Source organism: Paenibacillus contaminans, from assembly GCF_003285015.1.
Taxonomy (GTDB): Bacteria; Bacillota; Bacilli; order Paenibacillales; family NBRC-103111; genus Paenibacillus_V; species Paenibacillus_V contaminans.
Window position 1 is genome coordinate 86,789 of the sequence record NZ_QMFB01000012.1, and the last position, 25,487, is coordinate 112,275.

General features: G+C 50.3%; 27 protein-coding genes. 10 read left to right on the forward strand and 17 right to left on the reverse strand.

Annotated elements, in window-relative coordinates; all coding sequences use genetic code 11:
* Window positions 1–30: 30 nt before the first annotated feature.
* The 3 genes from DQG23_RS20415 to DQG23_RS20425 form a co-directional block, all read right to left on the reverse strand.
* Window positions 31–1,410, reverse strand: a complete 1,380-nt coding sequence (locus DQG23_RS20415) for a hypothetical protein (protein WP_113032728.1) — start codon at window positions 1,408–1,410, stop codon at window positions 31–33.
* A 181-nt stretch (window positions 1,411–1,591) separates the two neighbouring features.
* Entirely contained in the window at window positions 1,592–2,362 is a 771-nt protein-coding gene (locus DQG23_RS20420; protein ID WP_113032729.1) for a dioxygenase family protein, read from the reverse strand.
* Window positions 2,363–2,370: 8 nt separating this feature from the next.
* A complete protein-coding gene (locus DQG23_RS20425; protein ID WP_113032730.1) occupies window positions 2,371–3,030 on the reverse strand; it encodes an alpha/beta hydrolase in 660 nt (219 codons plus the stop codon).
* 183 nt (window positions 3,031–3,213) lie between these two features.
* Here DQG23_RS20425 and DQG23_RS20430 point away from each other — a divergent pair, with 183 nt between their 5' ends.
* Complete coding sequence (locus DQG23_RS20430) at window positions 3,214–3,765, forward strand: helix-turn-helix domain-containing protein (RefSeq protein WP_113032731.1); 552 nt, start codon at window positions 3,214–3,216, stop codon at window positions 3,763–3,765.
* Window positions 3,766–3,822: 57 nt separating this feature from the next.
* Here DQG23_RS20430 and DQG23_RS20435 read toward each other — a convergent pair whose 3' ends face one another.
* Both DQG23_RS20435 and DQG23_RS20440 read right to left on the reverse strand, forming a co-directional pair.
* Window positions 3,823–4,869 carry an LLM class flavin-dependent oxidoreductase gene (locus DQG23_RS20435; RefSeq protein WP_113032732.1) on the reverse strand — a complete coding sequence of 349 codons (1,047 nt, stop codon included), beginning with the start codon at window positions 4,867–4,869 and terminating at the stop codon, window positions 3,823–3,825.
* A 10-nt stretch (window positions 4,870–4,879) separates the two neighbouring features.
* On the reverse strand, window positions 4,880–5,740 hold the full coding sequence (locus tag DQG23_RS20440; protein WP_113032733.1) for a VOC family protein: 861 nt from the start codon (window positions 5,738–5,740) through the stop codon (window positions 4,880–4,882).
* A 222-nt stretch (window positions 5,741–5,962) separates the two neighbouring features.
* Between DQG23_RS20440 and DQG23_RS42210 the strand changes: the two genes are divergently transcribed.
* Window positions 5,963–6,124 carry a hypothetical protein gene (locus DQG23_RS42210; protein ID WP_158560605.1) on the forward strand — a complete coding sequence of 54 codons (162 nt, stop codon included), beginning with the start codon at window positions 5,963–5,965 and terminating at the stop codon, window positions 6,122–6,124.
* A gap of 13 nt (window positions 6,125–6,137) precedes the next feature.
* Here the strand turns inward: DQG23_RS42210 and DQG23_RS20445 are convergent, their stop codons facing one another.
* From DQG23_RS20445 to DQG23_RS20470, 4 genes are all read right to left on the reverse strand, one after another.
* The gene (locus DQG23_RS20445; RefSeq protein ID WP_113032734.1) at window positions 6,138–6,497 is read right to left on the reverse strand and encodes a VOC family protein; all 360 of its coding nucleotides are present in this window, start codon (window positions 6,495–6,497) and stop codon (window positions 6,138–6,140) included.
* 80 nt (window positions 6,498–6,577) lie between these two features.
* Window positions 6,578–7,273, reverse strand: a complete 696-nt coding sequence (locus DQG23_RS20450; protein WP_113032735.1) for an RNA polymerase sigma factor — start codon at window positions 7,271–7,273, stop codon at window positions 6,578–6,580.
* A gap of 433 nt (window positions 7,274–7,706) precedes the next feature.
* Window positions 7,707–8,597, reverse strand: coding sequence for an AraC family transcriptional regulator (locus tag DQG23_RS20460; protein ID WP_113032737.1), 891 nt, complete (start codon window positions 8,595–8,597; stop codon window positions 7,707–7,709).
* A gap of 404 nt (window positions 8,598–9,001) precedes the next feature.
* Complete coding sequence (locus tag DQG23_RS20470) at window positions 9,002–9,886, reverse strand: dihydrodipicolinate synthase family protein (RefSeq protein WP_158560606.1); 885 nt, start codon at window positions 9,884–9,886, stop codon at window positions 9,002–9,004.
* A gap of 563 nt (window positions 9,887–10,449) precedes the next feature.
* On the opposite strand from DQG23_RS20470, the gene DQG23_RS20475 reads away from it, so the two are divergent.
* Complete coding sequence (locus DQG23_RS20475; protein WP_158560607.1) at window positions 10,450–11,247, forward strand: IclR family transcriptional regulator; 798 nt, start codon at window positions 10,450–10,452, stop codon at window positions 11,245–11,247.
* 401 nt (window positions 11,248–11,648) lie between these two features.
* On the opposite strand, the gene DQG23_RS20480 is transcribed toward DQG23_RS20475, so the two are convergent.
* Complete coding sequence (locus DQG23_RS20480; RefSeq protein ID WP_113032741.1) at window positions 11,649–12,032, reverse strand: winged helix-turn-helix transcriptional regulator; 384 nt, start codon at window positions 12,030–12,032, stop codon at window positions 11,649–11,651.
* Window positions 12,033–12,174: 142 nt separating this feature from the next.
* On the opposite strand from DQG23_RS20480, the gene DQG23_RS20485 reads away from it, so the two are divergent.
* Window positions 12,175–13,407 (forward strand): MFS transporter, encoded by a 1,233-nt coding sequence (locus DQG23_RS20485; protein WP_113032742.1) that lies wholly within the window; start codon window positions 12,175–12,177, stop codon window positions 13,405–13,407.
* A 60-nt stretch (window positions 13,408–13,467) separates the two neighbouring features.
* Window positions 13,468–14,310, forward strand: a complete 843-nt coding sequence (locus DQG23_RS20490; protein ID WP_113032743.1) for an aldo/keto reductase — start codon at window positions 13,468–13,470, stop codon at window positions 14,308–14,310.
* Window positions 14,311–14,361: 51 nt separating this feature from the next.
* Here the strand turns inward: DQG23_RS20490 and DQG23_RS20495 are convergent, their stop codons facing one another.
* Window positions 14,362–15,012: a GGDEF domain-containing protein gene (locus DQG23_RS20495; RefSeq protein ID WP_158560608.1), complete on the reverse strand. Its 651-nt coding sequence runs from the start codon at window positions 15,010–15,012 to the stop codon at window positions 14,362–14,364.
* Window positions 15,013–15,367: 355 nt separating this feature from the next.
* Here DQG23_RS20495 and DQG23_RS20500 point away from each other — a divergent pair, with 355 nt between their 5' ends.
* A complete protein-coding gene (locus tag DQG23_RS20500) occupies window positions 15,368–16,258 on the forward strand; it encodes an ATP-binding cassette domain-containing protein (protein ID WP_113032745.1) in 891 nt (296 codons plus the stop codon).
* Window positions 16,255–17,043, forward strand: coding sequence for an ABC transporter permease (locus DQG23_RS20505; protein WP_113032746.1), 789 nt, complete (start codon window positions 16,255–16,257; stop codon window positions 17,041–17,043). Before DQG23_RS20500 ends, DQG23_RS20505 begins: the two co-directional genes overlap by 4 nt.
* 137 nt (window positions 17,044–17,180) lie before the next feature.
* Here the strand turns inward: DQG23_RS20505 and DQG23_RS20510 are convergent, their stop codons facing one another.
* The 4 genes from DQG23_RS20510 to DQG23_RS20525 all read right to left on the reverse strand — a co-directional run bounded on the left by DQG23_RS20510 (window position 17,181) and on the right by DQG23_RS20525 (window position 19,563).
* Window positions 17,181–17,963, reverse strand: a complete 783-nt coding sequence (locus DQG23_RS20510; protein ID WP_113032747.1) for a TetR/AcrR family transcriptional regulator — start codon at window positions 17,961–17,963, stop codon at window positions 17,181–17,183.
* A gap of 210 nt (window positions 17,964–18,173) precedes the next feature.
* A complete protein-coding gene (locus DQG23_RS20515) occupies window positions 18,174–18,614 on the reverse strand; it encodes an SRPBCC family protein (RefSeq protein ID WP_113032748.1) in 441 nt (146 codons plus the stop codon).
* Window positions 18,615–18,616: 2 nt separating this feature from the next.
* Entirely contained in the window at window positions 18,617–19,060 is a 444-nt protein-coding gene (locus DQG23_RS20520) for an SRPBCC family protein (RefSeq protein ID WP_113032749.1), read from the reverse strand.
* Window positions 19,057–19,563 carry a MerR family transcriptional regulator gene (locus tag DQG23_RS20525; RefSeq protein WP_113032750.1) on the reverse strand — a complete coding sequence of 169 codons (507 nt, stop codon included), beginning with the start codon at window positions 19,561–19,563 and terminating at the stop codon, window positions 19,057–19,059. Before DQG23_RS20525 ends, DQG23_RS20520 begins: the two co-directional genes overlap by 4 nt.
* Before the next feature lie 234 nt (window positions 19,564–19,797).
* On the opposite strand from DQG23_RS20525, the gene DQG23_RS20530 reads away from it, so the two are divergent.
* Both DQG23_RS20530 and DQG23_RS20535 read left to right on the forward strand, forming a co-directional pair.
* Window positions 19,798–20,748, forward strand: coding sequence for an alpha/beta hydrolase (locus DQG23_RS20530; protein ID WP_158560609.1), 951 nt, complete (start codon window positions 19,798–19,800; stop codon window positions 20,746–20,748).
* Window positions 20,749–20,784: 36 nt separating this feature from the next.
* Window positions 20,785–21,162, forward strand: coding sequence for a VOC family protein (locus tag DQG23_RS20535; protein ID WP_202865932.1), 378 nt, complete (start codon window positions 20,785–20,787; stop codon window positions 21,160–21,162).
* Between the two features lie 181 nt (window positions 21,163–21,343).
* Here DQG23_RS20535 and DQG23_RS20540 read toward each other — a convergent pair whose 3' ends face one another.
* Entirely contained in the window at window positions 21,344–22,015 is a 672-nt protein-coding gene (locus DQG23_RS20540; protein ID WP_113032752.1) for an O-methyltransferase, read from the reverse strand.
* Between the two features lie 131 nt (window positions 22,016–22,146).
* Between DQG23_RS20540 and DQG23_RS20545 the strand changes: the two genes are divergently transcribed.
* Window positions 22,147–23,049, forward strand: a complete 903-nt coding sequence (locus DQG23_RS20545) for a LysR family transcriptional regulator (RefSeq protein WP_113032753.1) — start codon at window positions 22,147–22,149, stop codon at window positions 23,047–23,049.
* Window positions 23,050–23,294: 245 nt separating this feature from the next.
* Here the strand turns inward: DQG23_RS20545 and DQG23_RS20550 are convergent, their stop codons facing one another.
* Window positions 23,295–25,439, reverse strand: coding sequence for a glycosyl hydrolase family 28-related protein (locus tag DQG23_RS20550; RefSeq protein WP_113032754.1), 2,145 nt, complete (start codon window positions 25,437–25,439; stop codon window positions 23,295–23,297).
* Window positions 25,440–25,487: the final 48 nt, after the last annotated feature.

Here is a 25,487-nt window from a genome sequence, read left to right on the forward strand (position 1 = left end):
CAATGATGTGAGCTGCGTTCTCAACAAGCTTCAGAACAAGCCCGCAGATAAGAAGAGCAAGAGGATAACCGCCATTACAGCCGCATATTTATAATTCGGCCGCGCAAGCTCGACTACCGACTTCTGCAGGATCCCCGCCAACAGATTGTTCACGGCGGAGACAGGGGAAATCGGATTCGACAGGCCCCAGCCTCCAAGCAGCAGAACCCCGAAATAAACCGGGCTTATATGAACCGCCGAGGGATCTATCCCTGTCGCAAGAACGGTGACCGGTACGATCGGATGAATGCCGATCAAAGATGTAGCTGCAATTAAAGCTATCGCAGCAATCGAGAAGGATAAAGAAATCGGAAGCGGAACCGCGTCAAGCAGTGCTGGGACGGAAGCGCCGAACCCGGTGGCGCTGATCGAGCCGCTGAAAAAACCGGCCGCCAGAAACAGCGCGATTTCTTTCTGCAAAGCCGGAAGCGTCACCGTAAAATGATTGGTCAGCCCTTGCCGGTATGTCGCCATCGCTCCCTTCCCCAAGCACCAGGCTAGCGGGAATAAGACGGCAGCCATACAAGTGATCAAAACCATAGGCAGATCGATCAACCGCTCCAGCAGCAAGACGGCGGCTATGGCCAGCAGCAAATACATGCCCAGCCCTGCCGGAAAACCGGCACGCTCCCGGTTCGCATCGGGTCTCTCCCGCTCCGAAGAGGCGGTCTCCTCTTCCTCATTCCGGCTCTCCCTTAGCCACCGGAAATCTACAACCAAGCTGACAAGCACGCTCAACAACGCCAGCCCGAGCACGTAGGGAAGAAGGGATGACCAGTACAACGAAAGCGAAGAGGTCACAATTGTCATAGCCGCAAAATACGGCGACCATAAAATCGCTCCCCCGAATCCTCTGTTCATTGCATTAACAAGCAGCCGGGTCATAATGCCCGGCTGCGGTTTAACGAACGTCAGATGGTATACGACGGGAATGGAGCCTACATTGATGAATGCACCCATAATTTGAGTAAGGAGCTGCGTACCGGCGAACAAAGCCGTCTTGCTCCGAACGTTCGCTTGGTAAAACCGCTTCAAGGCTTCGACATAAGCCGGAAGCCGAACGGGAATGCCGAACAATGGGGCGAAAACAAACAGAGTAACCAGCGTCACATTAATGCTCGCCGATTCGAACCAGTACAGCGCATCCGCTTTCTGCCAAAGCATGAGCAGCACACCGCCGGCCACGAAGGCAGCGGTCAGCCACAGCGTCGCTCCCTTAAGCTGAAAAAGCAGCAGGACGATTGCTGCAAAAACCATGCAGCCGAGCAATACGGTCAGCGGCTCCCAGTGCGTCACCTGTTGTACGATAAACACGACCGCAAGGAGAATAATGATCGTCCTGTCTATTGCTGCCTTTACTTTATTTGTCATGCGATACGCCTTCTTTTTTTAGGGCATGTCTGAATACTCCGAGGGGAGCAGATTTGGCCGAATTTTTGTTCTAGGCAAGGCGCGTTTGTGAAGGCGTACCGGGGGTACGTCAAGCAAACGGAACGAAGCATAGGGCAAAAAGGCGGTGAAAGATGACCCTGAGTGAGTTTTCAGACACGCCCTAATTAAACTGCCAGCAGCTTAAGCTTAAATTGCCGTATTGATAGCTCCGGTGAAGCAATTTGGCCTGCCGGTTCGCGTCGCCGGTCCCCATGGCAAGCAGCAGTGGAATAAAGTGCTCATTTGTCGGCACCGCTTCTTGCGCATAAGGAGCCAGTTCTCTATAGTTGAACAGCGAATCGACATCCCACGCCTCCAGCTTGGCTTGAATCCAATTATCAAACGCTTCGGCCCATCCGTCAATGCCTTCCGACTTCCAATTCAATTTACGCAAGTTGTGGACGGTTCCCCCGCTGCCGATGATCAGAATATCTTGTTTTCTAAGCTCGGACAGCGCTTTGCCAACCTGATACTGCTGCTCGTTAGTCAAATAACGGTTGACGGACAGCGCGACTACCGGAATATCCGCATCGGGATAAAGAAGCTTGAGAACGGCCCAAGCGCCGTGATCGAGCCCTCTTTCTTCATCCAGTACGCTCTGAATCCCATGCTTCGAAAATAACGATTGGATTTGATCGCTTAGCGCCCGATCCCCTTCGGCCGGATAAGTCATCCGATAAAGCTCGTCTTGAAATCCTCCGAAATCGTAAATGGTGCTGTACCGGCCTGCCGCACTCACCGTTTGCATAGATTGCTCCCAATGCGCTGAAAATAATACAATCGCTTTCGGTTTAGGCGTATGGGCAGCGAAATTTTTCAATAAAGCCGTGTATGCATTATCCTCAAGAACGATAGAAGGCGCACCGTGCGCGAAAAAATAAGATGGCATCATATAGCGGTTCACTCCTTATTCGTATTGATACCGGCATCCGATTCAAGCCATCTCACAAAGTCCCGTTGATTCTCCTCTGAGACGCCGTGATCGGTCGGATACAGGTTAAAAGTCAGATGGGACGTTTGATCTTGAAAATAAGCCGCCGTCTCCTGTCCGATCCGGACCGGGAATACCGAATCGAATTCCCCGTGGGAAATAAATACGGACGTATTTTTGACGGATTGCAAGGAATATTCGGTCTTAACAAATGCCGGCACATACCCGTTCAACGCCACGATTCCTTTCAGCTGATCCCCCATTGTAAGCGCAAGCGTCATGGACAAGATAGCGCCTTGGCTAAAACCGAACAAATAACGCTTGTTCGCATCGACCGGATACTTCTCCGTCGCATACCGGATAAATGCCTCCAGATTTTGAACGGCCTGATCGAACAATTCCCGAATCGGGTTGCCCAAGCTTTTGAGCTCATAATATTGATACCCGTTACCCAGCGTAAGATTGCCTCTAATATTGATGATAATGAATTCGGATGCCAGCGGAGCCGCCAAGCCGAGCATATTTTTCTCATTGGAGCCTTTGCCGTGAAGCGTGAAAATGACAGGGTATTTTCTGTCCGGTTCCATATTGGCCGGCATATGAATGTCATACAGGTAAGCTGGTTTCATGATGGATCTCCTCACTTATGATTTATTAGGCTTGGCTTTCGGCTGATCAACTATATATTAGTAATAATAATTTATATTTTATATAAGTAATTTATCTCACATGGCACTAGCATGTCAATAGTAAAATTGTTAATATGAATATATATTCTCTATTGCAAATATTATGGGGGACGAGTGAATACAATGGACATCGGTTCTAACATACGGGCAATCCGCAAACGGAAAAATATTACAATCGCGCAAATTTGCGAGGAAACCGGCTTATCCCAAGGCTTCTTAAGCCAGGTGGAAACGAATAAAACGTCTCCTTCGATCGCCACGCTTGAAAACATCGCCGCTGCGTTGAAAGTACCTTTGGCTTATTTGCTGCTGAAAAAAGAAGAACGCATGTGCATCGTGCGCAAAGAGGAACGGAAGATGACGACTAGCGGCGGCGGGAATTTAAAGGTGGAGCACCTGAGCTCTACGACAAACGTCAAAATGATGCTCGTCGAGTTCCCGCCCGGAGCCTCTACCGGCGATGCTCCGCATGCGCATGAGGGCGAAGAAGTACATGTTGTGATTAAGGGGAACATCTACGCAGAGCAAGGAGAAGATTCGGCCGAGTTCGGCGAGGGCGATTCGTTTTCGTGGAACGCCTGCACGCCTCATTTTGTGAAAAATATCGGCGACGAGCCCGCCATTGTCCTTATTTCCGTATATACGGAAACGAATCATACGGGGGATTTCTTCTGAGATTTCAAAAAACGGGGCACCCCTTTGAATGACATGGGTGCCCCGTTTTTTTATTCACTAAGCGACATCGTTCCTCGTAGCTTTTCGTACGGCAGGCGCGATCTCCGTCGCCAGCCGTTCAATGTTTTCGGCAATTTTGCCGAACGGGATTCCGCCGATATCCATTTGGGCGATAAACCGCTGATGGCCGAACAACTCGTGCTGGTGCAATATTTTCTCGATAATCTGCTGGGAGCTTCCTACAAATAGCGCCGTCTCCGGCGCGGACATTCGATCGTAATCGCCTCTGGACAGATGGGCGCTCATTCCGCGCTGCCGGTTGACCTCCGCCCAATAGTTCACATAGTACGGATAATATTCCTCTCTGGCCTGCTCAGTCGTATCTGCGATAAACGTATGCCCCGTCACGGCGACCTTCAGCTTCTCCGGCGGGTGCCCCGCTTGAAGCGCAGACTGCCGGTACAGCTCGACGAACGGCTTGAACCGGAGCGGATCGCCGCCAAGTATCGCCAATGCTAGATTGGTTCCCAATCTGCCAGCACGTACCGCACTCTCCGGCGTGCCTCCGACACCGACCCAAAGCGGGATTTCATCCTGCTCGGGCCGCGGCGCAATATCGGCATTCTGGAAGGAAGGACGATGACGGCCGGTCCACGATACTTTCCCGGATTCGTTCAGCTTTAGAAACAGCTCCAGATGCTCTTCGAATAACTCGTCGTAATCGTTCATATCGTACCCGAATAAAGGGAAAGACTCGATAAACGCTCCGCGCCCGGCAATAATTTCCGCCCTGCCGTCCGACAAAAGATCGAGCGTGGCAAAATCCTCGAACAAACGAACCGGATCTACCGTATTCAACACAGTTGTCGCCGACGTCAATTTAATGCGCTTCGTTGCTTGAGCGATCGCCGAGAGGACTACCGCCGGGGCCGATACCGCATATTCCAGACGATGATGCTCGCCTACGCCGAAAACGTCAAGTCCGGCTTCATCCGCCATTTTCGCAGCCTCTATGATTTCACGGATACGCTGTTTGGCGCTAATGGTTACCCCCGTATGCGGATTCCGGCACAGATCGGCTAACGTGTATACCCCAATTTCCATCATGCTCTCCTCATTCGCCCTTAGCTTCAATCGTTAATCGAATCCGATTGCCCGCCGGGTCGCTCGTAAAATATCCGTTTGACTCTTTCTCCACCGGCGCACCGGATTGCTCCAATCGCCCGATCGCCCCTTGCCGGGCCGCGTCATCGGGGAACACGATCGTATACCAGTTCAGACCGACCATATTCCGCGGCGGAGTCGGCGCCCCGGCGCCCTGCCACGTGTTCACTGCAATATGGTGGTGGTACCCTCCCGTAGACATGAAAACCGCTTGCGGGTAATAAGACACCGTCTTAAACTCAAGCACGTCGTTATAAAAACGCTCCGCTTGCTTCAAATCTCCGACATGAAGATGGATATGGCCCATGATCGTTCCCGCAGGAAGACCGCTCCACGGCTCGCTGCTTGCCTCAAGAATCCCTCTCGCGTCGAGCTGAAGCGTCGCCATTTCCACGGAGCCGTTTTTCCAATTCCACTCCGATGAAGGGCGATCCCGATAAACTTCAATCCCGTTCCCTTCGGGATCCGTGATGTACAAGGCCTCGCTCACATAATGATCCGCCGCCCCGAACGGATAGTTAGTCTGAATCAAATGCCGCAGAAAAACGGCAAGATCGGCACGCGTCGGAAGCAGCAGCGCAAAATGGTACAGCCCCGAATGACGCCCGGCAAGCGGAATGACATCCTTCGGCTGCTCGAGCGTCACCAACGGCGACACCCCGTCGGCCGTTAACACGGCATGCTCCGCCGATTTTTCCTGCACCTTCAAGCCAATAATCGTCTCGTAAAAGGACACCGTGCGTTCCAGTTCTTTTACTTTCATATTGATCTCGCCGACCGTCACATTCGGGCTTTGATGAAATTTATCCATGCTCGGCACATCCCTGTCATGTATTTGTTTTAAACTTTAATTTCGTAAGTAACTATACTTGTATAGTAATTCATGACGGCGCGATTGTAAAGAGCAATATTACGAACGCGGCACTGCCGGCACTTTGACGACCAAACGGCGCACTACTCCTAATATGCCAAAAAGAGCCTGTCCGATTCATGGAAGGCTTGCAGGAGGAGCACATTTCAGGAGGTAATCGCTTTGACTCTTATTGACGTTCCGGATAAAGGGTACATACGATTGGTAAATCATATGGGTTATGCGATTCTCGATATGATGAAAACGTTGGTTCCGGTTACGGCCGAATTCCATTGGAATGGAAAAAACCGGGAGCCGCTAAAGCTTCCGGTCTTTTTAACATGACTGCCGCTCACGGTTATACGACAGGCGGCGTGCAAATCAGCAGCATATTGCCTTCAGGATCAAAGACATGGCAGCCGCGCATCCCGTCCGGGAACGGTTGAATGCCGTCTGTTTTTACGCCTTTTTGCGTCAGCTCCTCGAAGGCTATATCCACATCGGGGGTTTCAAAGAAAAAAACGGAATACGGCAGCGGCGTAATGTCCTCATGATGCGATTGCAGTAAAATCAGACTGGTCCCTTCCATTTTGAACTCAAGGAAGTCGTCGCCCTCTGCCGCTATTTCGAATGGGAAAACAGTGGTATACCACTCCTTCCCTTTCTTCAGGTCTTTCAGATGAATGAAACAAGTGTTGATTCGATTGCGGATGTACATTTACAAAACTCCTCTCAAAATATTCTCCATCACTTCATACACGAATCAAATCCGCCAAACGATACGGTACGTTGAAAAAATTATTCGGCCATTACCGTAAAGGCATTTCCCTCGGGATCGTAGAATGAAAAATGCAGCTTGCCCCGCAGCGAAAGTCGCTCTGCGCGGATGCCCGCTTGGATCAGGTGACGATACGCTGCCGCTATCGCCATGGGCTCTTGTAAGCGAAATGCGGCTAAAAACCGCTGAATCAAGGAGGTTTGCTCTTCCATGTTTTTGCTTGAGAGCCGGGCGGCCTTCGATGCCGCGTCTTGTTCTTGTCCAAGGGCGGCTAGCCGCTTGCGCGCTCGATGGAGTGCGGCTTTGGCCGCTCCTTCCGTAGTCTCCAGCATGTCCGCAATTTCCCGGGAGCTATAGCCGAAAACATCCGCCAGTAAAACCACCACCGCCTGGAATGGCGGAACTGAGGAAACCAAAAGCTCCAAAGAATCCTTGATATCGATCGAATACTCGTCCAAATCGGCGGATAGTGCCTCGTAGCCGTCCGGCAGGCCTACATTGGCTTTTCTTTTTCGGCATTCATCGATCCAGGCGTTCGAAGCGATCCGGAACAAAAACGCCCTCGGCGCCGGATGCGCCACTAGCTTCGCTTGCGCTTTAAGCGCTTTCATTATCGTGTCTTGATACAAATCGTCTGCATCCCACGGCGTCCCTGTCAGCATACGGCAGTAGCTGCGCAAATCGGATTCAAACTTTAAGATGAACTGATCGAACATATCGGCAGCCTTTCTTTATTATGCTTATGCCTAGACTAATCCATTTTTTCCGAATAGCAATTTCAGTCAGGTTATATCCGAATTCCCTCGGTATAATGATGGTAAGGAGGATGGCATGGTAAACAGTGAGGTTATAATGGAGATTTCAATAATTTTGTTGAATTGCATGCCAACGGATCATATTTCATGCATTTATTTATTGGAGATACAATCCAACCGTTACAACAACCTTATTTTTATTTGGATACCGCGAATATCGAGCTCGCTTACTACTCGTTACTAAATAAGGGGGTACATGTATCAGAGCTTATCCATTATTCCGATCATTCCGGTTTTGTATTTACCGACTTGGATGGCAACAAGGTAGGGATGTCCCATTTTAACTAGATCATGAGCAGCAAACACGCTACCGTGGTAATTGATAACCATTTCTTTATCGGGCTATGACTGGGATGCATATATCCATTTCCATAGCGGATTTATCAAAACATCTTTCGTCGTACACTTCCATTTCATACGTCCCTGCATGCTCCATATTACTTTTGGGGAACCATTCTTGAAAGATATACCGCCACGTATTTTGAATCGCATTTGAAAAATCTTCTATACGAGCTTTAGGCGTTGTAAATACTGCAAATTTTTGTTTGCCGAACAACCTGCTAACCATAGGATCAGGCACCCTTCCTTGGATATCTGTCTCATAACCAATCAGGTAAGTGAAACTCCCGTGTCTTTGTCTCTCGAAGTCTGTAAGTATATTTAGTCTCCGATTTGGGTTTATTTTGTTCGGGATTTTTTCGCCCAGCCTATTTTCAAAATAGTTTCCAATAAACGGAGGAATATCGTTAAAACTCTGATTATCTATGGCCGTAGTTTTTAGCTGATAGCCCATCCATTTAAAATCGTCTATCGTAATCATTCGCGGTTCCATCACAGCGCCTCCTGTATGTTTAGATAGAGTCAGTCGGTTTAACGTGGCTCTTTTATAAATAGCGGTGTCGTCCTCATTCAAACGAAACATTTTAGGACTCACTTTAAAAAATTTCTTGAACGCTCTGGAGAACGTCTCATGATTGTTATAGCCACATCCAAAGGCGATTTCGACAACCTTTAGTTTACTTGTTAGCAGCAAATTCGCAGCTTCAGATAAACGTCTTCTTTTGATGTAATCTCCAACCGTTATGCCAACCAGCACATGAAACGTCCTGTGATAGTGATATTCTGAGAATGTTGCTATATCGGCGAGTTCTTTTAATGTAAGCTCGGCAAATAGATTTTCCTCCATGAAATCGATCGTTTTCTGAATTCGTTCCATGTATGGCATCCCATTCCCTCCACCGGTAAGTTACCAATAATGTTAACATCTTCATCCGGTATTTCCTTGACGATTTTTGCTGATTATTATTTTTTTCAAACCACCCAAGTTCACAAGGATAAACGGCTTCGCCGTCCTCAACGCTTTCGAAGAAAGCGGCCTCGTAAGCATAAGCTGAGGACAGGTGCGTTTACCGGTGAAATATAAGCCCTTGATATGTGGAACATATTTGTATTTGTTCAAAAAAAGAAGCCCCCTCACCACTTTATAGTGGTTTGAGGCTTCTTTACCCAAATATAGGAACTATACACCATTAATCCTTTTGTCTCGGATAGAACCACGTCGAATTTCAGCATACCGAACAATCGATCGATATGCGGAAAAATTGAAAGTCGTCGTAATTGCCCGGAGCTTTATATCGCCCCGGCCTTCTCGGCTTGCCGATAACCTGTCAAGACTTCGCGAACACGGAGATTGTCTGAAGGCAGCAGCGGGCTCCGGACTTCATCGCTTGCGAATATGCCCAAGTGTTTAAAAAGAGCTTTAGTCGTAGGAATTTCATCGCCCGGACCGAACATGCTGATGAACGGCAATAGCTTGCGGCTGTAAATATCGAAGCTTTCCTCGAATTTCCCTTCGCGGTGCAGCTCCCAGCATGTGCGGAACGCTTCCGGAAAGATAATCGGCGCGATAATCATATTCCCGTCGACCCCCGCCACAAATGCTCGGTAGCAAATAATATCGTCGCCGCCAAAAACCGTCAAAGCCGTCCGAGTCTTCAGCTGGCGAATTTTCTCGAAGCTGTGGTCGGTCATTTTAATCGCCTTCACTTGAGGCACCGCCTCGGACAATTGGATCAAATCGTTGGTAGTAAAACGCGTGCTTGTCGTTACCGGATTATCGTAGAAAACGATATCTAGACCGGTTCGCTCGGCGAGCTTCCCGACATAATCCACAACCATACTCAAGGAATTCGGAAAATAATACGGGCTCGGCACAAGCGCCGCTTTTACACCCGATTCGGACGCCGCGAGGCCGATCTCCACCGCCTCCTCCAGACATGTATGGCCCAACCCGACTACAATCTCTTTGCCTGCCGGTATGTTAGCCGAAAAATAACGGACAATTTCAATCCTTTCTTTCGCGGTTAAAGCAGGAGCTTCCCCGGTGCTTCCGCACACCACGTAGCCTTCCAGATAATCGACGGTTTTTTGAATCAGCCTGTCGAAGCTTATGTAATCAATGTTTCCGTTAACAAACGGGGTGGGAATTACGGGAATATTACCTTGCAATGCCATGAATATCATCCTCCGTCGTATAAGTTTTATTACGAAAACGGGATCAGCGACCGCTTATCGCGCTCTCATCGAACCGCAAATCACCGTTCCGTATACAGAAAATTATTTCAAAATCCACCATCCACTCGCTAACGCTCTACGGAAAGCGACGGCAACTCTTCGCGGCATGCGGGCTTTTTACGTTATTCCCCCCATCTGCTTAGCGACACCGGACACCTGAAGATGAACCACAGAAAACCCCTCATAATTTTCAATATACTGAACTTATGTTCATAAAAATAATAACAAATTGTTCGATAATAGGTCAATAATAAAAAAACGCGCCGTTCGTAACCCGAAAAAGAGGGAGAGAGAACTCGTTCCAGCGTATCGAACCTCGCATTAGCCGCTTCTCCTCACGCCCGCGAATGTTTTGACCCTAATTATGCACCGTTCGCTTTAACCGGGTGTTCGATATACCAAAAATATATTTTAGAAAGTTGCCCGACTATTAAGTTATATGCTTAAATAAAGAGTAGATTGACTGCATGCAGGTTCTGCAAACCAAAAAGGAGATACTCAAGATGGACAAAAAGAAATATGCCGTCCCTGCCTTAGAAAAGGGCTTGCTTATTTGCGAGTTGTTGGCGGACTCCGATCAGCCGCTCGGCATCACGGAAATAAATGCGATTTGCGGTTTACCCAAGTCATCCGTATTTTCGATCATGACGACTTTGGAAAATATGGATTACGTTGAGAAGCTGCCTGACGACAAATACAAATTAACGTTAAAAATAAACAATCTCGGCACGAAAATTTTGACCAAGCTGGACGTACGCCAGGTATCCCGTCCGATCATGGAAGAGTTGGCCGAACATCTCCGTTTTACGGTACATCTGGCCATTCTGGAGAAAGATAAATCATTGTACGTCGAGAAGGTTAACGGTCCCGGCTTCGTGCAATTTTCTACCGCCGTGGGTCAATCATGGCCGATCTATATATCGGCGGGAGGTAAAGTCCTGGCCGCATATTTGCCGAGCGAGCAATTATCCGAGATTCTGAAACCTTGTACGTTCGAGGCCTATACACCGAATACAATACGCTCGAAAGAAGCGTTGATGGAGAACCTGCATACCGTCCGGGAGAACGGGTATGCTTTTGAAGATGAGGAAGGGGAAATCGGCATTCGCTGCATAGCCGCTCCCGTTTACGATAAGGCGGGAACCGTTATCGCCTCGCTTGGCGTCACCGCATTGCGCAATGAGCTTCCCGTACATAAGCTGGATGAAATCGGGAGGTTCGTTCGGAGCAAAGCTTTAACGATATCGGCCAAGCTCGGCTACGTCCCGCATGAAGCCGAGCCAACCAAACAAAAGAAATAGTTGATTTGCAACGCGCTGCCGCCCATTTCCGGAAGGAAGGTGCGGCGGCATTTTTTGCGTTTTCCCCGCGCCCCCTCCCCTTCTCCACAAAATGTTCCACGTGAAAAATCCATCATTCCCATGCCAGAGCCACACGCCTAACGGACCTAGAGTTTCGCGCTGCATGCAACCTCCCGCCGCTTGAGCGGAGCTCGGTCCACGCCACCTGTAAAACCCTCTTCATACAAACTTTGGTATTCATCATTCGGAATCCATTTCCTGTATGCTGAATTTTTGGTCGAAATATGTTGTTTGATGGAAACCCGCCCCGAAACACGCTTTGCCGGAAAACAAAAAAGAAGCCTTCGTTTGCAGAAGACTTCTTCAATAGAAATGATGCACGAATTGCGGGCAATCCCCGCCTATTCCTTACGATTCAAAATATTATCCTCCAGCACGGCGAATTTATCCCCGTACTCCTTGATGATATGCTTTTCTCCCCAAGCGCATAGAGAATCCAAAATAGATTTCAAGCTCCAGCCGTACTCGCTAAGCTCATACTCTACTTTAGGCGGCACTTGATTGTATATGATCCGGTTCACTATACCGTCTTCTTCTAGCTCCCTCAATTGCTGGGTCAGCATTTTTTGCGTGATGCCCGGCATCAGACGCTTCAAGTCGCTTGTTCTTTTCTTCCCATAAGTCAGATGGCAAAGAATGACGCACTTCCACTTCCCGCCAATTACTTCAAGCGTCGCCTCGACGGAAATATTATATTTCTTCTTAACGGCAACCTCTTCCGCCATAGTCTCCCGCCCTTCTATATGGAGATAGGAACTTTGAAGTACCTACATTACAAAAAAGTACTTACTATTCATTTCGATCCCTATAACCCATAATAGCAGTTACCGGCCGGGTATCACAACATTGCAGAGTGGAGTGGAAATCATGTCAGTGGAGAAAAGAAGGAGCAGCTTGGCGTTACTGGCCTTAGCCATCAGCGCTTTTGCGATAGGAACAACCGAGTTTATCAGCGTGGGATTGCTTCCGCTTATTGCTGAGGACCTTCATATATCGGTTACAACTTCCGGTTTAACCGTTACTTTATATGCGCTAGGCGTCACCTTCGGAGCGCCGGTATTAACATCCCTGACCTCGCAGCTTTCGCGCAAAACGCTGCTGCTATGGATCATGCTCGTATTTATTGCGGGCAATATGCTCGCCGCGGTGGCGGATGGGATTGCCGTGCTGCTGGCAGCGCGCGTCATCTCCGCATTAGCTCACGGCGTATTCATGTCGATCGGGTCTACGATCGCAGCCGATCTCGTACCCGAGCATCGACGGGCGAGCGCCATCTCGATTATGTTCTCCGGACTTACCGTAGCTACGGTGACCGGTGTTCCCCTAGGAACCTTCATCGGGCAGCAAATGGGCTGGCGGGCGGCTTTTCTCGCTATCGTCGCTGTCGGCATCCTTGCTTTACTTGCCAACTTGACGTTGGTCTCCTCGAATTTGCGCAGAGGAATGAAAATACGTCTTAAGGATCAAGTTAAGTTAGTGACGAACCGCCGGCTGCTGCTCGCTTTTACGATTACAGCATTAGGCTACGGAGGCACCTTTGTCGTCTTTACTTATTTATCCCCCCTGCTCCATGAAATAACCGGATTCGAGCAAAAAACGACAGCCGTCATCCTGCTTGTTTATGGAATCGCCATTGCTATAGGGAACGTAATCGGAGGAAAAGCGGCTAACCGCAATCCTGTAACGGCTTTGATCTATATGTTTGCGATTCAAGCCATTGTCCTCTTGGTTCTAACGTTTACCGCGCCATTCCAAGCTGCAGGGTTGATTACCGTCTTTTTCATGGGACTATTCGCATTTATGAATGTACCCGGTCTTCAGGTATATGTCGTGATGCTGGCTGAACGCTTGGCGCCTCAAGCGAAGGATGTAGCCTCCGCAGTAAATATTGCCGCATTTAATGCCGGCATTGCGATCGGCGCCTATTTAGGCGGTGTCGTCGCCGACTCGATAGGGCTGATTCATACGACGTGGATCGGCGCAATAATGGTTGCGGGAGCCGTTATATTGACCATTTGGACCCGAGTTTTGGACAGCAAGGATCAAGCAGACAGGCCGCTCGAATCAAGCGAAATTAACCTACGATCGCAGGCGTGCTAAACTGCCGGAGTCAGGAAACCGCCGCACACTCTATAACAACATTTTAGGAGGATCACAATAATGATAAAACATATTCAAGATACGGTCGCTTTGCACAATGGCGTCAACATGCCGGGACTCGGACTTGGCGTATTTAAAGTGGAGGAAGGACCTGTGCTCGTGCAAGCTGTAAAATCGGCTATTGCCCACGGATACCGCAGCATCGATACGGCCGCCATTTATGAGAATGAACGGAGCGTCGGACAAGGGATTCACGAAGCCATGAAGGAGTCTTCGCTATCCAGGGAGCATCTTTTCGTCACCTCCAAGGTATGGAACGCCGATTTGGGCTATGAGCAGACTTTGGCCGCCTATGAAGCGAGCTTGGAAAAGCTGGGGCTGGACTATCTCGATCTGTATCTCATCCACTGGCCCGTGAAAGGCAAATACAAAGAAGCTTGGAGAGCCCTGGAAGCCTTGTATCGGGAAGGCAGGGTCAAAGCGATCGGAGTAAGCAATTTCCAAATTCACCATTTGGAAGACTTAATGAGCGAAGCCCAAATCAAACCGATGATAAACCAGGTCGAATTCCACCCTCGCTTAACCCAGAAGGAATTGCTCCGCTTCACGAAAGAGCAAGGCATTCAATTGGAGGCCTGGTCGCCTTTAATGCAAGGCGAGCTTCTGGATAACCCTTTGCTGCTTGAGCTGGCGGCCAAGTACGGAAAATCCGTCGCCCAAATCATTCTGCGGTGGGACATCCAGCATTGCGTTATCACCATACCGAAGTCGACGAAAGAGCATCGCATTATCGAGAATGCGGCGATTTTCGATTTTGAAATGAGCCAGGAAGATATGGAACGGATCGATGGGTTGAATCAAAACCGGCGAGTCGGTCCCGACCCGGATAACTTTAATTTTTAACGCTCCATGGACGAGCCATTCGCTGCCTATCGGGGAGTGGCTTTTTTGCGGTTATTTAGTGCGGGGTTTTGATTGCGACTTCATGCTATACATCTTACGATCCGCAGCATGAAGTAAAGCATCCAATGTTTCGGCGTCTCTCGGATACATGGAAGCCCCAATGGATACGGAAACGTCTATTGCGATTTCGTCAAACGATTTTCGTAAAGCATGCTGGACTCGATTCATGATGATTTCACCCGTGTTCTCATTCGAGCAAGGGGAAATGATCAAAAATTCATCCCCCGCCCAACGGGCGACAATATCCTTTTTCGATGTGCTCGATAACAGCGTTTTGGCAATATATTGAAGGACCTTGTCCCCCTTCTCGTGTCCGTACGTATCGTTTACAACTTTGAAGTTATCTATATCGATAAGCAGCATAGTTAATTTTCGATTTCTCTTGCTCATCTGCATTAGAAGCTTGGGGAATTTCTGGACGACGAATCTCCTGTTATGGATTCCAGTCAAAATATCTTTCTCGGAGTAAAATTTGACCTTGTCATATTGGCTGCCGAGCCACCAGCAAATCAATAGGGCTAAAATTCCGATTGTAGGCGGCTTAAACATGGGGACATCGTAATACAGATTGCCGTAGATCCTGGCTGACGCTATCAATACCAGGATAACAGTCGTTATCGCGATTCTTCCAGTATACTTCACAAAAGAACTCCACTCTCCGCGCCATTTGGGGATCATTCGTTGTCCGGGCAATCGCATCAAGTGTGCGTTGGCTGTTTGCGAACCCGAGCTCCCGCAGCGTTTTTCGTCAATCTACCGATGTACGTTGAAAGCAGTGGTGTATACGCTCTAGGTTGAGTGAATATATTTGCTTAGATTATAACATATCGAAAGTTCGGCCTTCACGGATATTTGTATAGCAGTAATGCTGTCTCTACGACGATTTAGTTCCGTCTTCAGTCGAGTGAAATATCCGTCTTGAGAATGAGGATAAATAACAGCGTATATAATATACTGTTTATACAATATACAATTCAAAGAAACAGGGTGATGCCTAATGAATACTTATTCCATCGAGGTCAGCAACTTGCGCAAAAGCTTCGGCGAACAAACCGTATTGGACGGAGTAAGCCTCATAGTGGCAAAAGGAACGATTTTCGCGCTGCTCGGACCGAATGGCGCCGGCAAAACGACGCTGATCCACATTTTATCCACGCTGTCCGAGCCGGACGACGGGTTTGCGCGAATCGAAGGTCACGATGTCGTCTACGCACGGAATGAGGTCCGCCGATCGATCAGTCTCACCGGTCAATTCGCCGCGGTAGATGAGGTGCTGACCGGTCAGGAGAACATCATGATGATGTGCCGGCTGTCCGGCTTGACGCCCGGGGAGTCCCGCTTACGGACGGCAGAGCTGCTAAAGCAGTTCGACCTTGAGTCCGCCGCAGGCAAACGCGTGAAAACTTACTCCGGCGGCATGCGCCGCAGGCTGGACCTGGCCGTAAGCCTGGTCGTCAATCGTCCCGTGCTGTTTCTCGACGAACCGACAACCGGCTTGGACACGGTGAGCAGGCGCTCGCTGTGGGAAATTATTTTACGGCTGAAGGAGCAAGGGATCACCATTTTTTTGACTACGCAATATTTGGAGGAAGCGGACCAGCTTGCCGATGAAATCGCGGTGCTGAGCGCCGGGCGAATCGTGGCGGCAGGCACGGCCGAAGCGTTGAAGGCGCATGTCGGGGGCGAGGTTATCGAATTACGGAACCGGCTTGATGAAGTGATTCGAACCATACCGACGAGCGGCAGCGTTCACGATGTCCGTCAAACGCTGAACGAGATCGCCCACCTGTGCCCGCCGGATACGCGGATCGTCATTCGCAAGCCCAGCATGGACGACGTCTTTCTCGCCTTAACGACCGCACACCAAAAGGAGGCTTCGCTAGCATGAACAATCTTCAACCGACCGTCAAAACCGCTTCTTTCGCGACGACTAATGCCGTATTCATCGGCCGCAGCATCCGTCATAGCTTGCGCAACGTCGAGTCTCTCCTCATGGCAATCATGCTGCCCGTTATGTTAATGCTCCTGTTCACTTACGTATTCGGAGGCGCGATTGATCCGGGCGGCGATTACGTCAATTACGTCGTACCGGGCATCATTCTGCTGTGCGCCGGCTTCGGCTCGTCAAGCACCGCCGTAGACGTTGCAACGGACATGACGAACGGTATCATAGACCGCTTCCGAGCTATGCCGATCCGCAGCCTTGGCGTGGTCACCGGCCATGTCGCCGCCAGCCTCGTCCGGAACTTGCTCGCTACGGGCATCGTCATCTGTGTCGCCCTGCTTGTCGGCTTCCAGCCTACCGCCACTTTCGCAGAGTGGCTGGGGGCGATCGGCATCATCGTCCTGTTCATCCTTACCTTTACCTGGCTGTTCGCCGCGATCGGCCTCGTCACGGGCAGTCCTTCCGCCGCCAGCGGATACGGGTTCATGCTGCTGTTCCTCCCTTATCTGTCGAGCGCTTTCGTCCCGACGAGCACGATGCCTGCTTGGCTGCAAGGATTCGCCAACCATCAGCCGATCACGCCGGTCATCGAGACGATCCGCGGGCTGTTGACCGGAACGCCGGTGACGGACTACGTCTGGTGGGCGGCCGGCTGGTGCACGGTGATTCTGGCGATCGCGATCGCTTGGTGCAATATCGTTTTCCATCGTAAAGGCGGACGGCGCTAACGGCAACCGGACAGTCCATACAATCGGAAAAGCTTCCATACCCCGCTGCCAAAGCAGGGACGGAAGCTTTTCTTTTGGTCATTTAGCACTGCAAGCAGGGCATGAACATGAGAAAAAAATTTTTGGGAACAGCCCGGTTATTGACCGGATGTTTTCTGCTTTAAGTAATGCTCGATGCCGTCCAAAATGCGTTCGAGCCCGAAATCCAGATCGTCGGCAATCGGATTGTCGGCTTCATCCGTGTACGTGCCGGACATCACAATCGGATGCAAATTCGGGAACCGTTCGGGTTTGACAAGCTGTCGAAGCGCTTCGCCGTAGCTGGCTCCGTTGAACGCTTCCGGACTCCCTCCCTCGCGGATGGCGCGGTCCATATCTCGCGCAATCAGGCCGCATGCTCTTGAGTAGCTGCTTATGAGCAGCAGGAAAGACATTTTCTCGAAATCGTTAAGAGGGAAATCCCGCATGATTCTTAGCATCCAATCGACGACCTGAAGATTGCCCGGCGTTAGCGGCACGCTCATAATCGGGATATCGCCGTACCAGGGATGCTCCCGAAAAACGCCGATACAAGCCCATACGTACTCCCTGATTTCCTGACGCCACGGTTTGCCCGCCTCCTCCGGCGGAATCGGTATGTCGCAAATCGCGTCCTGCATAAGCACCAGCAAATCTTCCTTGCTCGTGACGTAGCGATACAGCGACATTGTGGTGAAGCCCAGCGATTGGGCGACTCTGCTCATCGAAACAGCCGCCAGCCCGTCACGGTCGGCAATCGCGATCGCCGCATCGACGATTTTTTTGATGCTCAGCTCGCCTTTGGGTCCTCTGCTCGGCTGCTTGACGATTCCCCAGCTTAGCCTTACCCCAGGCGGCAGCTTTTTTATCGTTTCTTCATCAATCCCATCGCCGCGCTCCATGTTGTCCGATCCTCCATCGTCATTGCTTGTTCCGAAAATGTATACTTTGTAAACAGTATATCATAATCGCACGGACATTCGCCTGCCGCGGTCGGATCGGCGGAACGGCAATCAAAAACGCCGTCCGTCTCCCTGCAGGGAGCGCGAACGGCAACGATTTTGGCATCAACACAGCGCTCATCCAAGTAAAGCCTCACCATATAAGCAAAGCTAGACGGCCAACTCCGCCAACAGCTCGCCGAACCGGTCGAGGTTCTGTTCATTGGCTTCCGAGCAGAAGGCTTTGACTTTCTCGAACTCCGCTATATCCTTGAAGAGCTGACGGAACGTGACTCTTGTACGTCCCCCCAGATCCTCGAAGACAGCCGTGATCCGAAATTCGTGACCGGATAAATGATCAAGGACAACCCGCTCCAGCGGCACGATCTCGACAAAGACGCTGTGATTGGGATAATCGGTGCCGTCCGGCCCGTGCATAATCAACCGCCAAGTACCGCCGGGTTTTATCTCGCACTCGTGAAACGTATTCGTAAAGCCCTTCGGCCCCCACCATCGAGCCAGCAGCTCGGGGGTTGTCCAGGCTTGAAACGCAAGTTCCCGCGGGAAATCGAACTCTCGTTCGGAAACGATCTCGTTCTCGCCTATCGTCATGCCTACTCCTCCTTTTCCAATGACTTGCCTAACGCGTTAAGCAATTCGTTTGTTCCGTGCTCCCTTATTTCAGGCGTATCGTGTCCGTCAAAAAACGCGCCCTGCTCCGTAAATATCAGCTTCGTGCCGCCTTCCGCCTTAATCAGCTCAATCGTTGTAATCGAGACGGACATGCGCGTACTGTCCGAATCCAAAGTGTACGTATAAACAATCCGCTGCTCCGGAACGATCTCCAGGTAGCTGGCGTCGAAGGTGAAGACCGGCCCTTCCGGCGGCCCGCCGCTGCTATACTCGCGCCCGCCGACCCGAAAATCGAAGATATCCGCCTTCGAAAACCACTTGGCTTTGGCTGCAGGATCGGACCAGGCGCGATAAACCCGCTCCGGCGAAGCGGCATAAGTCCGCTCGACGACAAAAGTCGCATGTTTGACGAATCGTTCGTTCATTCATTTTCCTCCTTAGGTTTGGGTATCTCGCTCTCTCCGGCAAGAAAATCTCTCAACAGGTCCAAGTGCCGCTCCCAGCTCGCTTGCCGCTCAATGACGGGTTTCTCGAACTCCATTTTCATCGCTTGCAGAACGCCGGTGAAATCATCAACGGTGATTTGCTCTTTCCCCTGCATAAGCTTGGACACGTGTCCGAGCTGCTCCAATAGTTTCTGCTGCAGCCTGATCTGCTCTTTGATTCGGCCTATTTGCAGGTTGACGATTTCCAGCGGACTGATTTGCCCGCCATCCAAGACCGATTTAATCTCCTCGAGAGACAGGCCCAGCTCCTTAAGCGATAAAATCTGGTGCAAACGCGACAAGTCGGGTTCATTGTACAGCCTGTGACCGGATTCCGTCTGGCCGGATGGAGAGAATAAACCGATTTGGTCGTAAAAACGTAAAGTGCGTACGGTAAGCCCCGTCAGCTTTGCGAGGTCCCCGACCTTCCAATGCTTCTTCATAACCATCCCCTTTCATTTGCGCTAGCTGGTTACCGGTAGCTTTATTATAAAACCTTACGTTACGTAAGGTGCAAGTGAAAGTATTGGGTTCTGCCGCATTTTTTTATATAAAGTATCGGGCACGTAACTCCAGAGGAATACATTACGATGCGAATACTTAAAGATTGACGCTATACAATTCGAATGGATGCAACTTACAATATAGTTATTATACGGAGAGAACGGGGGAGGGTTATGAAAAATTTCCGCATTCGAATACGGAAAGTGCTGGTCATCACAGCAGCATGCCTTGCAACCGTTATGCTGACCGCAGTTTTCTACTACCTTGTCATCAATAATAACCCGAGGCTGGATCAAGTCTATGCTGACGTTCCCTATAAAATAAAGGACGGCCGGGAGCTCAAGCTTGATATTTATATGCCGGAAAGACAATTCGTAGCGAAGATTCCCATGCTGGTGTTTTTTCATGGCGGCGGTTGGGATAGCGGCAGCAAACATTTGAGCGACAGCGATATGGAGACCTTCAACATCTTTCGCTCGCTTGGTTTCGCGATTGTCAGCGTGGAATACCGCCTGACCAATAAACAAATTTCCTTTCCCGCGCCCTTTGCAGACGCTTCCGACTCGATACGCTGGCTTCATCGGAATGCCTCGCAATACGGGCTCGACAAAGATAAAATCAATCTGATCGGCACCTCCGCAGGAGGCCAAATGGCGCTGCTCGAAGGCTTGGCAGGCAACATTTTCAAGGATGATCCCGTTCTTGCCGAGGTAGATTTTCAAATAAATAGCATCGTATCGCTCTGCGGTCCGACCGATTTGACCGATCTTAGCGGGTACGACGATGCCGCTCGCGGCGAAGCTGCCGAGCTGTTAAAGGGATTGATCGGCGGCAGCTACGAAGACATGTCCGACAAATACATATTGGCTTCGCCCATTACTCACATCAAAAAGGACTCGCCGCCGACTCTTATCGCACACGGCACGCTTGATGAAAGGGTCCCCTTCCAGCAGGCCGAGAAATTTTATGAGGCCGCCAAACAGGCCGGCGCACAGGTGACCTTCATCCCCGTACAAAACGCCGACCACAAGTTCAAGGCGCCCAAAGGCGAAACCACCTCGCCGCTCGTTAAGGATGCACTCAAACAAATTGCCATATTTCTACTGAAAAGAAATTTGATATAGTGATACTAACTCCCTCGATGAAAGAAGGCTATTCAAATGAGTGCTCTTGGATTGTCCCTTATGCTCCGAACGAAGGAACTGAAAGAAACGATCGCTTTTTATACGGATATTCTCGGTTTTGAATGTGAAAGCTACAGCGAGGATTGGGGATGGGCGTCTTTGCGGCTGGATCGTGTCGTCATTATGGCCGCATTGCCGAACGAGCATATGCCTTTTGACAAGCCTTCTTTTACTGGCTCCTTGTACATCGAACTGAACAATGTGGACGAATACTGGGACGGAATTCAAGGAAAAGCAAGCGTCTGCTACCCCATTGGGAGTTTTCCATACGGCATGAGGGAATTCGCGATCTACGATAATAACGGCTACTTGCTGCAATTCGGGCAACGCATCCCTTTGGAAAGCGGAAGCTGAACCTATTTACGAGCTTGATAATTATTAGCGATCTGCTCCCCTAAGGCTTGGATTTTATAAGGCAGGCTGCCGTTTTCCGGCGCCTGCCATTTGATGCGTTTATCGGAAAGGTTATCGCGAAAGCAGCTTTAAACCTGCTTAAACCACCGGCGCGCCAAAGACACCTTATCCTTGGGGATTTTCAGCTATTCACAATACCCAATACAAAGCCGTCATAGCCTTTACTGCCGACAGTTTGTATGGCGGTTGCCTCAATTCTCGGCTCCTCGGCCAGCAGATCGTAAAACCGCCTCACTCCGTTTACACGGGGGTCTTGACTGCTTTCATTGACGACTTCGCCTTCCCGGATCACATTATCCCCAAGAATGACCGTTCCGGGATGCGAGAAGTGAAGCGCCCATTTCAGATATTTCGGATTGTTCGGTTTGTCGGCATCGATAAAAATAAAATCAAACGGCTCTACGCCCTCCTCCGCCATTCGAGCCAATTGCTCCAAAGCGTCTCCTACCCGAAGCTCTATTTTATCGTTCATCCCGGCAAGCGCTATGTTCGACCGTGCCACTTGGGCATGGAACGGGTCGAGCTCCAGCGTCACGATATGTCCGTCGGACGGCAGCGCTCTCGCCAACCAGATCGTACTGTATGCTCCAAGCGTACCGATCTCCATAATTCGTTTTGCGCCTTGCATGCGGACCAATAAGTGCAATAGCTTTCCTTGCGCGGGGGTAACGTCATAGGCCGGCAGCCTTGCCTGTTGATTGGCGGCCAACACGCTTTCCAGCACATCGTCTTGAGGAATCAAGCGCTCCGTAATGTACTCGTCGACCTTTTCCCATGTGCTTCGTGGATTCATAGCGATCACATCTCCTCTTTCCTTTTTTATCTTCTACCTGCATTGTAAACGAGTTATAATCATAAATATAATATATGTTTTTGATGAACCTATACTTATAGTATATGAATCTGCAGTAAAGGGAGTATCCGATGAATCTGCATGCTTTGCGTTTATTTCATACCATAGCTTCTACCGGAAGCGTGACGCGCGCTTCGGAGCTGTTGAATATAAGCCAACCTGCCATTACCGCCCAGATTAAAAAATTCGAGAAAGAATTGATGCTCACCCTGCTTAAACCTCTGGGAAGAGGAATCGCTCTGACGGATGCCGGCGAAGAGCTTGCTCTGCTTGCCAAAAGACTTTTCGCAGTCGAGCAGCAGATCGAGCAGTTCGCTCATGATTACCGTAACGGCACGAAAGGCAGCATTCGTTTGGCCGCGACGTATTTGCCGGCTCATTTTCTAATCCCCGCCTGGATCGCAAAGTTCAAGCGGTTACATGAAGAAGTTGAAATGACGATCACGACGACCAATTCGAACGATGCCCTGAGACGGCTTCTGGATGTAGATGCGGACATAGCGATTTATGGGGGGATCGCCGAGGAATATCCCGATACGATCCTGACGGAGGAATTGTTTCAAGACGAGTTATGGTTTGTAGTCGCCCCCAATCACCGGTACGCGAATCAGCGGGTTACTTTGTCCGAAATGATGAAGGAGCCTTTCGTCATGCGTGAGGAAGGCAGTTCGACCCGCGAGCGGTTATTATCTCTCTGCCGCACCTACACATCATCCCTCCCTACCATTTCCTTGCAATTCAACGGGCTGCATGAAGCGATTACTGCCGTTATTGCCGGATACGGCGCGAACTTCGTCTCTTCGCTGGTCGTGCGGGAATATGTGGAACGGGGAGAGTTGTCGCGAGTTTACGTCGAAGGGATCGATCTCAAAAACACGATTGCCATCTGCACACGCAAAAACGAACCTTTATCCGCCTCCACGCGGAACTTCATTCAGATGATCCGCCAAAATCCTTATAGGCTTCCACGATAGACTTGCTGATAAACTAAGAAAAACGCCTTGCGGCGTCCTTGGAGTAGGATATACGTTTGCGCGTGGGGGAGGTAGTGGGTTGGGGCTTTCAGCGGTTTCGCCGTCCTTTAAAGGACGAGCGCGTTTACCGGGAATCGGAACAATCAGCGGAGGATATACTTTGTGACAAAAAAGGCCTTCCTTTGCAGGATGGCCTCCGCCTATACATTCATCCGTCCTTATGCCGGCGCCGCATGGATGCCAAGTCAATTACCGGTAAACACTCTTCGTTCCAGCCAGTCTGTGTTTAGAACATTGGAGGTACCGTTCGTCATCCTTTGCCAACCGACCATCAGATACTTCTTCGAGCCGTTGCCCGCTTGTATGGGAGAGCGTAAGGTTGCGGAATCCCCTATCTTCCATGTGGATTGTGCAGGCAATGCCGCAAAGGTCAGCGCCTGATCGCCCGATCGCCGGCCGGTTACCGTAATACTGTCCACGATAGGGGAAGACGTGGCCGCATCTACGCGATTCCCTTCCATGTGAAGGTAGTCCAGAGTGGCAGGGGTTCCCAAATCCCCAAGATAAATGCCTTGGTGAGTCGTCCCTGTCCCTCCGCCGATATCATTAGAGGTCAGCGTCACCCCGCCCTGCGTTCCGGATACGTGAATGGCTACCGTTTCGGGCACGCTTGCCGCAGGCTGCATGTTGCAAATCACATTCGATTTTACCGTCGTATTATGAACGGATCCCAGTGCCCCAAGCCCTATACAAATCCCCCTGCAAAAACCGTTGATCAAATTTCCGGAGATCATGGTATCGTACAGAGAACCTTCTGCGGCGGAGCTGACCAGAACGGCAATGTTGGAAGACCGGTCCGTACAATACAATTGATTCCCGGTAACCGTCATCCGGTCGCCTGCCCCGCTCGTCATATTCAAGAATACCGCAGTCTTAGGGAAGCCCATAAACGGGTTTAAAATTTGTCCGTCCACAATGTGGATTCGGTTATTGGCAATCAGCAGATCCGATGTCCCGAGGTCTATTGGAGCAATGCTAAACAACCCGACGCCGAACCACGAAACGGTAAAAGAATTCCCCGTTACGGTAATTCCCCTGGACGGCGTTTTCTGATTTCCGGTAATCCATAACCCTTGCGCGTAATTATTCACAATATTATTGTTGAAGAGGTTTTCGGACCCATGCAGCTCGGCGGCGACAACCGGACCTGCCAGGCCTGTGGAAACGGTGGGGTGATCGAATACGCAGTCGTGGACATTGATGTTATCGCCCCACATGTAAACGGAGGAATGGTCGCTGCTGTCAATCCCGTTGTTGTAAAATTTGCAAAAGCTTATTTCGACATTGCGGCTGTGCGTAGCGGGGGATTCTTGCTGCCCTGTAGCAATACAAGTAACGCCGGGGGAGTTTATGAATTCGCAATTCGTGATTTTGGAATCGTACAGCCGGGCGTCGGCGCCGGAAGTGGCTACAGTACCCGAGATAAAAATGCCAGCGCAATTAAATTGGTTATAACCGCCGCTGGCCCTGTTAGGACTAATTTTATTGTTCGCACCGTTCACGTCAAACGTAATGCCTTCCACATAAAGATTGTGGATCACCGTGTTTCCCGAGATGATGTTAAAATATTTGGGGCTCGCATCGGTAGACTCGTTATCCTTCAACTTGAAAATCGTTTTGCCGATGCCCGCTCCCTGCAGATCCATTTTGTCCCGCGCAATCAAAGCACAAACGCTCGGGCCGCCGGCGAGATTGATCGTTTTGTCCAGTCTTAATAAATAGGTCCCTTCCGGAAAATAAAGGGGTACGCCAGCGTCGATGGCTTTCTGAATGGAGGTCGTATCGTCGCTTGTACCATTGGCCAGCGCACCGAACATAAGCGGAGTGAGCCTGCCCTCATAGAAGCGGACCAGACATCCGGCTCCCGATGGATTCGTTTCGCCTGTGCCGCTGAGGAAGCCCGGCAGCCCCGCTTCCGTTCCATTCCATGGGACGGTGGCCGAGATGATCGTCCCGCCGTTGTGGGCGGATTTTGCACGAGTCTTATCTACGTAGAAAACCCCGCCGCCGGCGATTGTGCCGGGATGGAAGCTATGTATATGGATAGGCTGCCCATCGGTTAGCGTCGATAAATCGAGGGATTGAATATCGGCGACACTGTCCAGATAGACGACATCACTGCTCGTTTTTACGGCAGCCGAAGCCGACCCGGCGCCGCCAAGCAGCAAACCGCCTGTCGCAACAGCCGCCCCCAAGCCGCCCATAGCCGTCAAAAATTTTCTTCTGCTTAATTCAGCCGCTGAAGAAGCATTTCCTTTAGTTGCGTCCGGTCTTGCAGCCACTCCCTGCCGCTCGTCGCTTTGCTTGACTTGATCCATGATTTCCGACATTTTTTCCGCCTCCTGATTTCAAGGATAAACGTTCATGGCCTCTCGGCC

Bases quoted from the DNA above. Each gene is read 5' to 3' on its own strand.
- DQG23_RS20500 (WP_113032745.1), top strand. From the start codon at position 15,368: ATGAATACTTATTCCATCGAGGTCAGCAACTTGCGCAAAAGCTTCGGC.
- DQG23_RS20485 (WP_113032742.1), top strand. From the start codon at position 12,175: ATGTCAGTGGAGAAAAGAAGGAGCAGCTTGGCGTTACTGGCCTTAGCC.
- DQG23_RS20545 (WP_113032753.1), top strand. From the start codon at position 22,147: ATGAATCTGCATGCTTTGCGTTTATTTCATACCATAGCTTCTACCGGA.
- DQG23_RS20490 (WP_113032743.1), top strand. From the start codon at position 13,468: ATGATAAAACATATTCAAGATACGGTCGCTTTGCACAATGGCGTCAAC.
- DQG23_RS20550 (WP_113032754.1), bottom strand. From the start codon at position 25,439: ATGTCGGAAATCATGGATCAAGTCAAGCAAAGCGACGAGCGGCAGGGA.
- DQG23_RS20415 (WP_113032728.1), bottom strand. From the start codon at position 1,410: ATGACAAATAAAGTAAAGGCAGCAATAGACAGGACGATCATTATTCTC.
- DQG23_RS20425 (WP_113032730.1), bottom strand. From the start codon at position 3,030: ATGAAACCAGCTTACCTGTATGACATTCATATGCCGGCCAATATGGAA.
- DQG23_RS20530 (WP_158560609.1), top strand. From the start codon at position 19,798: ATGAAAAATTTCCGCATTCGAATACGGAAAGTGCTGGTCATCACAGCA.
- DQG23_RS20535 (WP_202865932.1), top strand. From the start codon at position 20,785: ATGAGTGCTCTTGGATTGTCCCTTATGCTCCGAACGAAGGAACTGAAA.
- DQG23_RS20430 (WP_113032731.1), top strand. From the start codon at position 3,214: ATGGACATCGGTTCTAACATACGGGCAATCCGCAAACGGAAAAATATT.
- DQG23_RS20450 (WP_113032735.1), bottom strand. From the start codon at position 7,273: ATGTTCGATCAGTTCATCTTAAAGTTTGAATCCGATTTGCGCAGCTAC.
- DQG23_RS20460 (WP_113032737.1), bottom strand. From the start codon at position 8,597: ATGCCATACATGGAACGAATTCAGAAAACGATCGATTTCATGGAGGAA.
- DQG23_RS20470 (WP_158560606.1), bottom strand. From the start codon at position 9,886: ATGGCATTGCAAGGTAATATTCCCGTAATTCCCACCCCGTTTGTTAAC.
- DQG23_RS20420 (WP_113032729.1), bottom strand. From the start codon at position 2,362: ATGATGCCATCTTATTTTTTCGCGCACGGTGCGCCTTCTATCGTTCTT.
- DQG23_RS20510 (WP_113032747.1), bottom strand. From the start codon at position 17,963: ATGGAGCGCGGCGATGGGATTGATGAAGAAACGATAAAAAAGCTGCCG.
- DQG23_RS20440 (WP_113032733.1), bottom strand. From the start codon at position 5,740: ATGGATAAATTTCATCAAAGCCCGAATGTGACGGTCGGCGAGATCAAT.
- DQG23_RS20505 (WP_113032746.1), top strand. From the start codon at position 16,255: ATGAACAATCTTCAACCGACCGTCAAAACCGCTTCTTTCGCGACGACT.
- DQG23_RS20475 (WP_158560607.1), top strand. From the start codon at position 10,450: ATGGACAAAAAGAAATATGCCGTCCCTGCCTTAGAAAAGGGCTTGCTT.
- DQG23_RS20520 (WP_113032749.1), bottom strand. From the start codon at position 19,060: ATGAACGAACGATTCGTCAAACATGCGACTTTTGTCGTCGAGCGGACT.
- DQG23_RS20525 (WP_113032750.1), bottom strand. From the start codon at position 19,563: ATGAAGAAGCATTGGAAGGTCGGGGACCTCGCAAAGCTGACGGGGCTT.
- DQG23_RS20445 (WP_113032734.1), bottom strand. From the start codon at position 6,497: ATGTACATCCGCAATCGAATCAACACTTGTTTCATTCATCTGAAAGAC.
- DQG23_RS20515 (WP_113032748.1), bottom strand. From the start codon at position 18,614: ATGACGATAGGCGAGAACGAGATCGTTTCCGAACGAGAGTTCGATTTC.
- DQG23_RS20435 (WP_113032732.1), bottom strand. From the start codon at position 4,869: ATGGAAATTGGGGTATACACGTTAGCCGATCTGTGCCGGAATCCGCAT.
- DQG23_RS20540 (WP_113032752.1), bottom strand. From the start codon at position 22,015: ATGAATCCACGAAGCACATGGGAAAAGGTCGACGAGTACATTACGGAG.
- DQG23_RS20480 (WP_113032741.1), bottom strand. From the start codon at position 12,032: ATGGCGGAAGAGGTTGCCGTTAAGAAGAAATATAATATTTCCGTCGAG.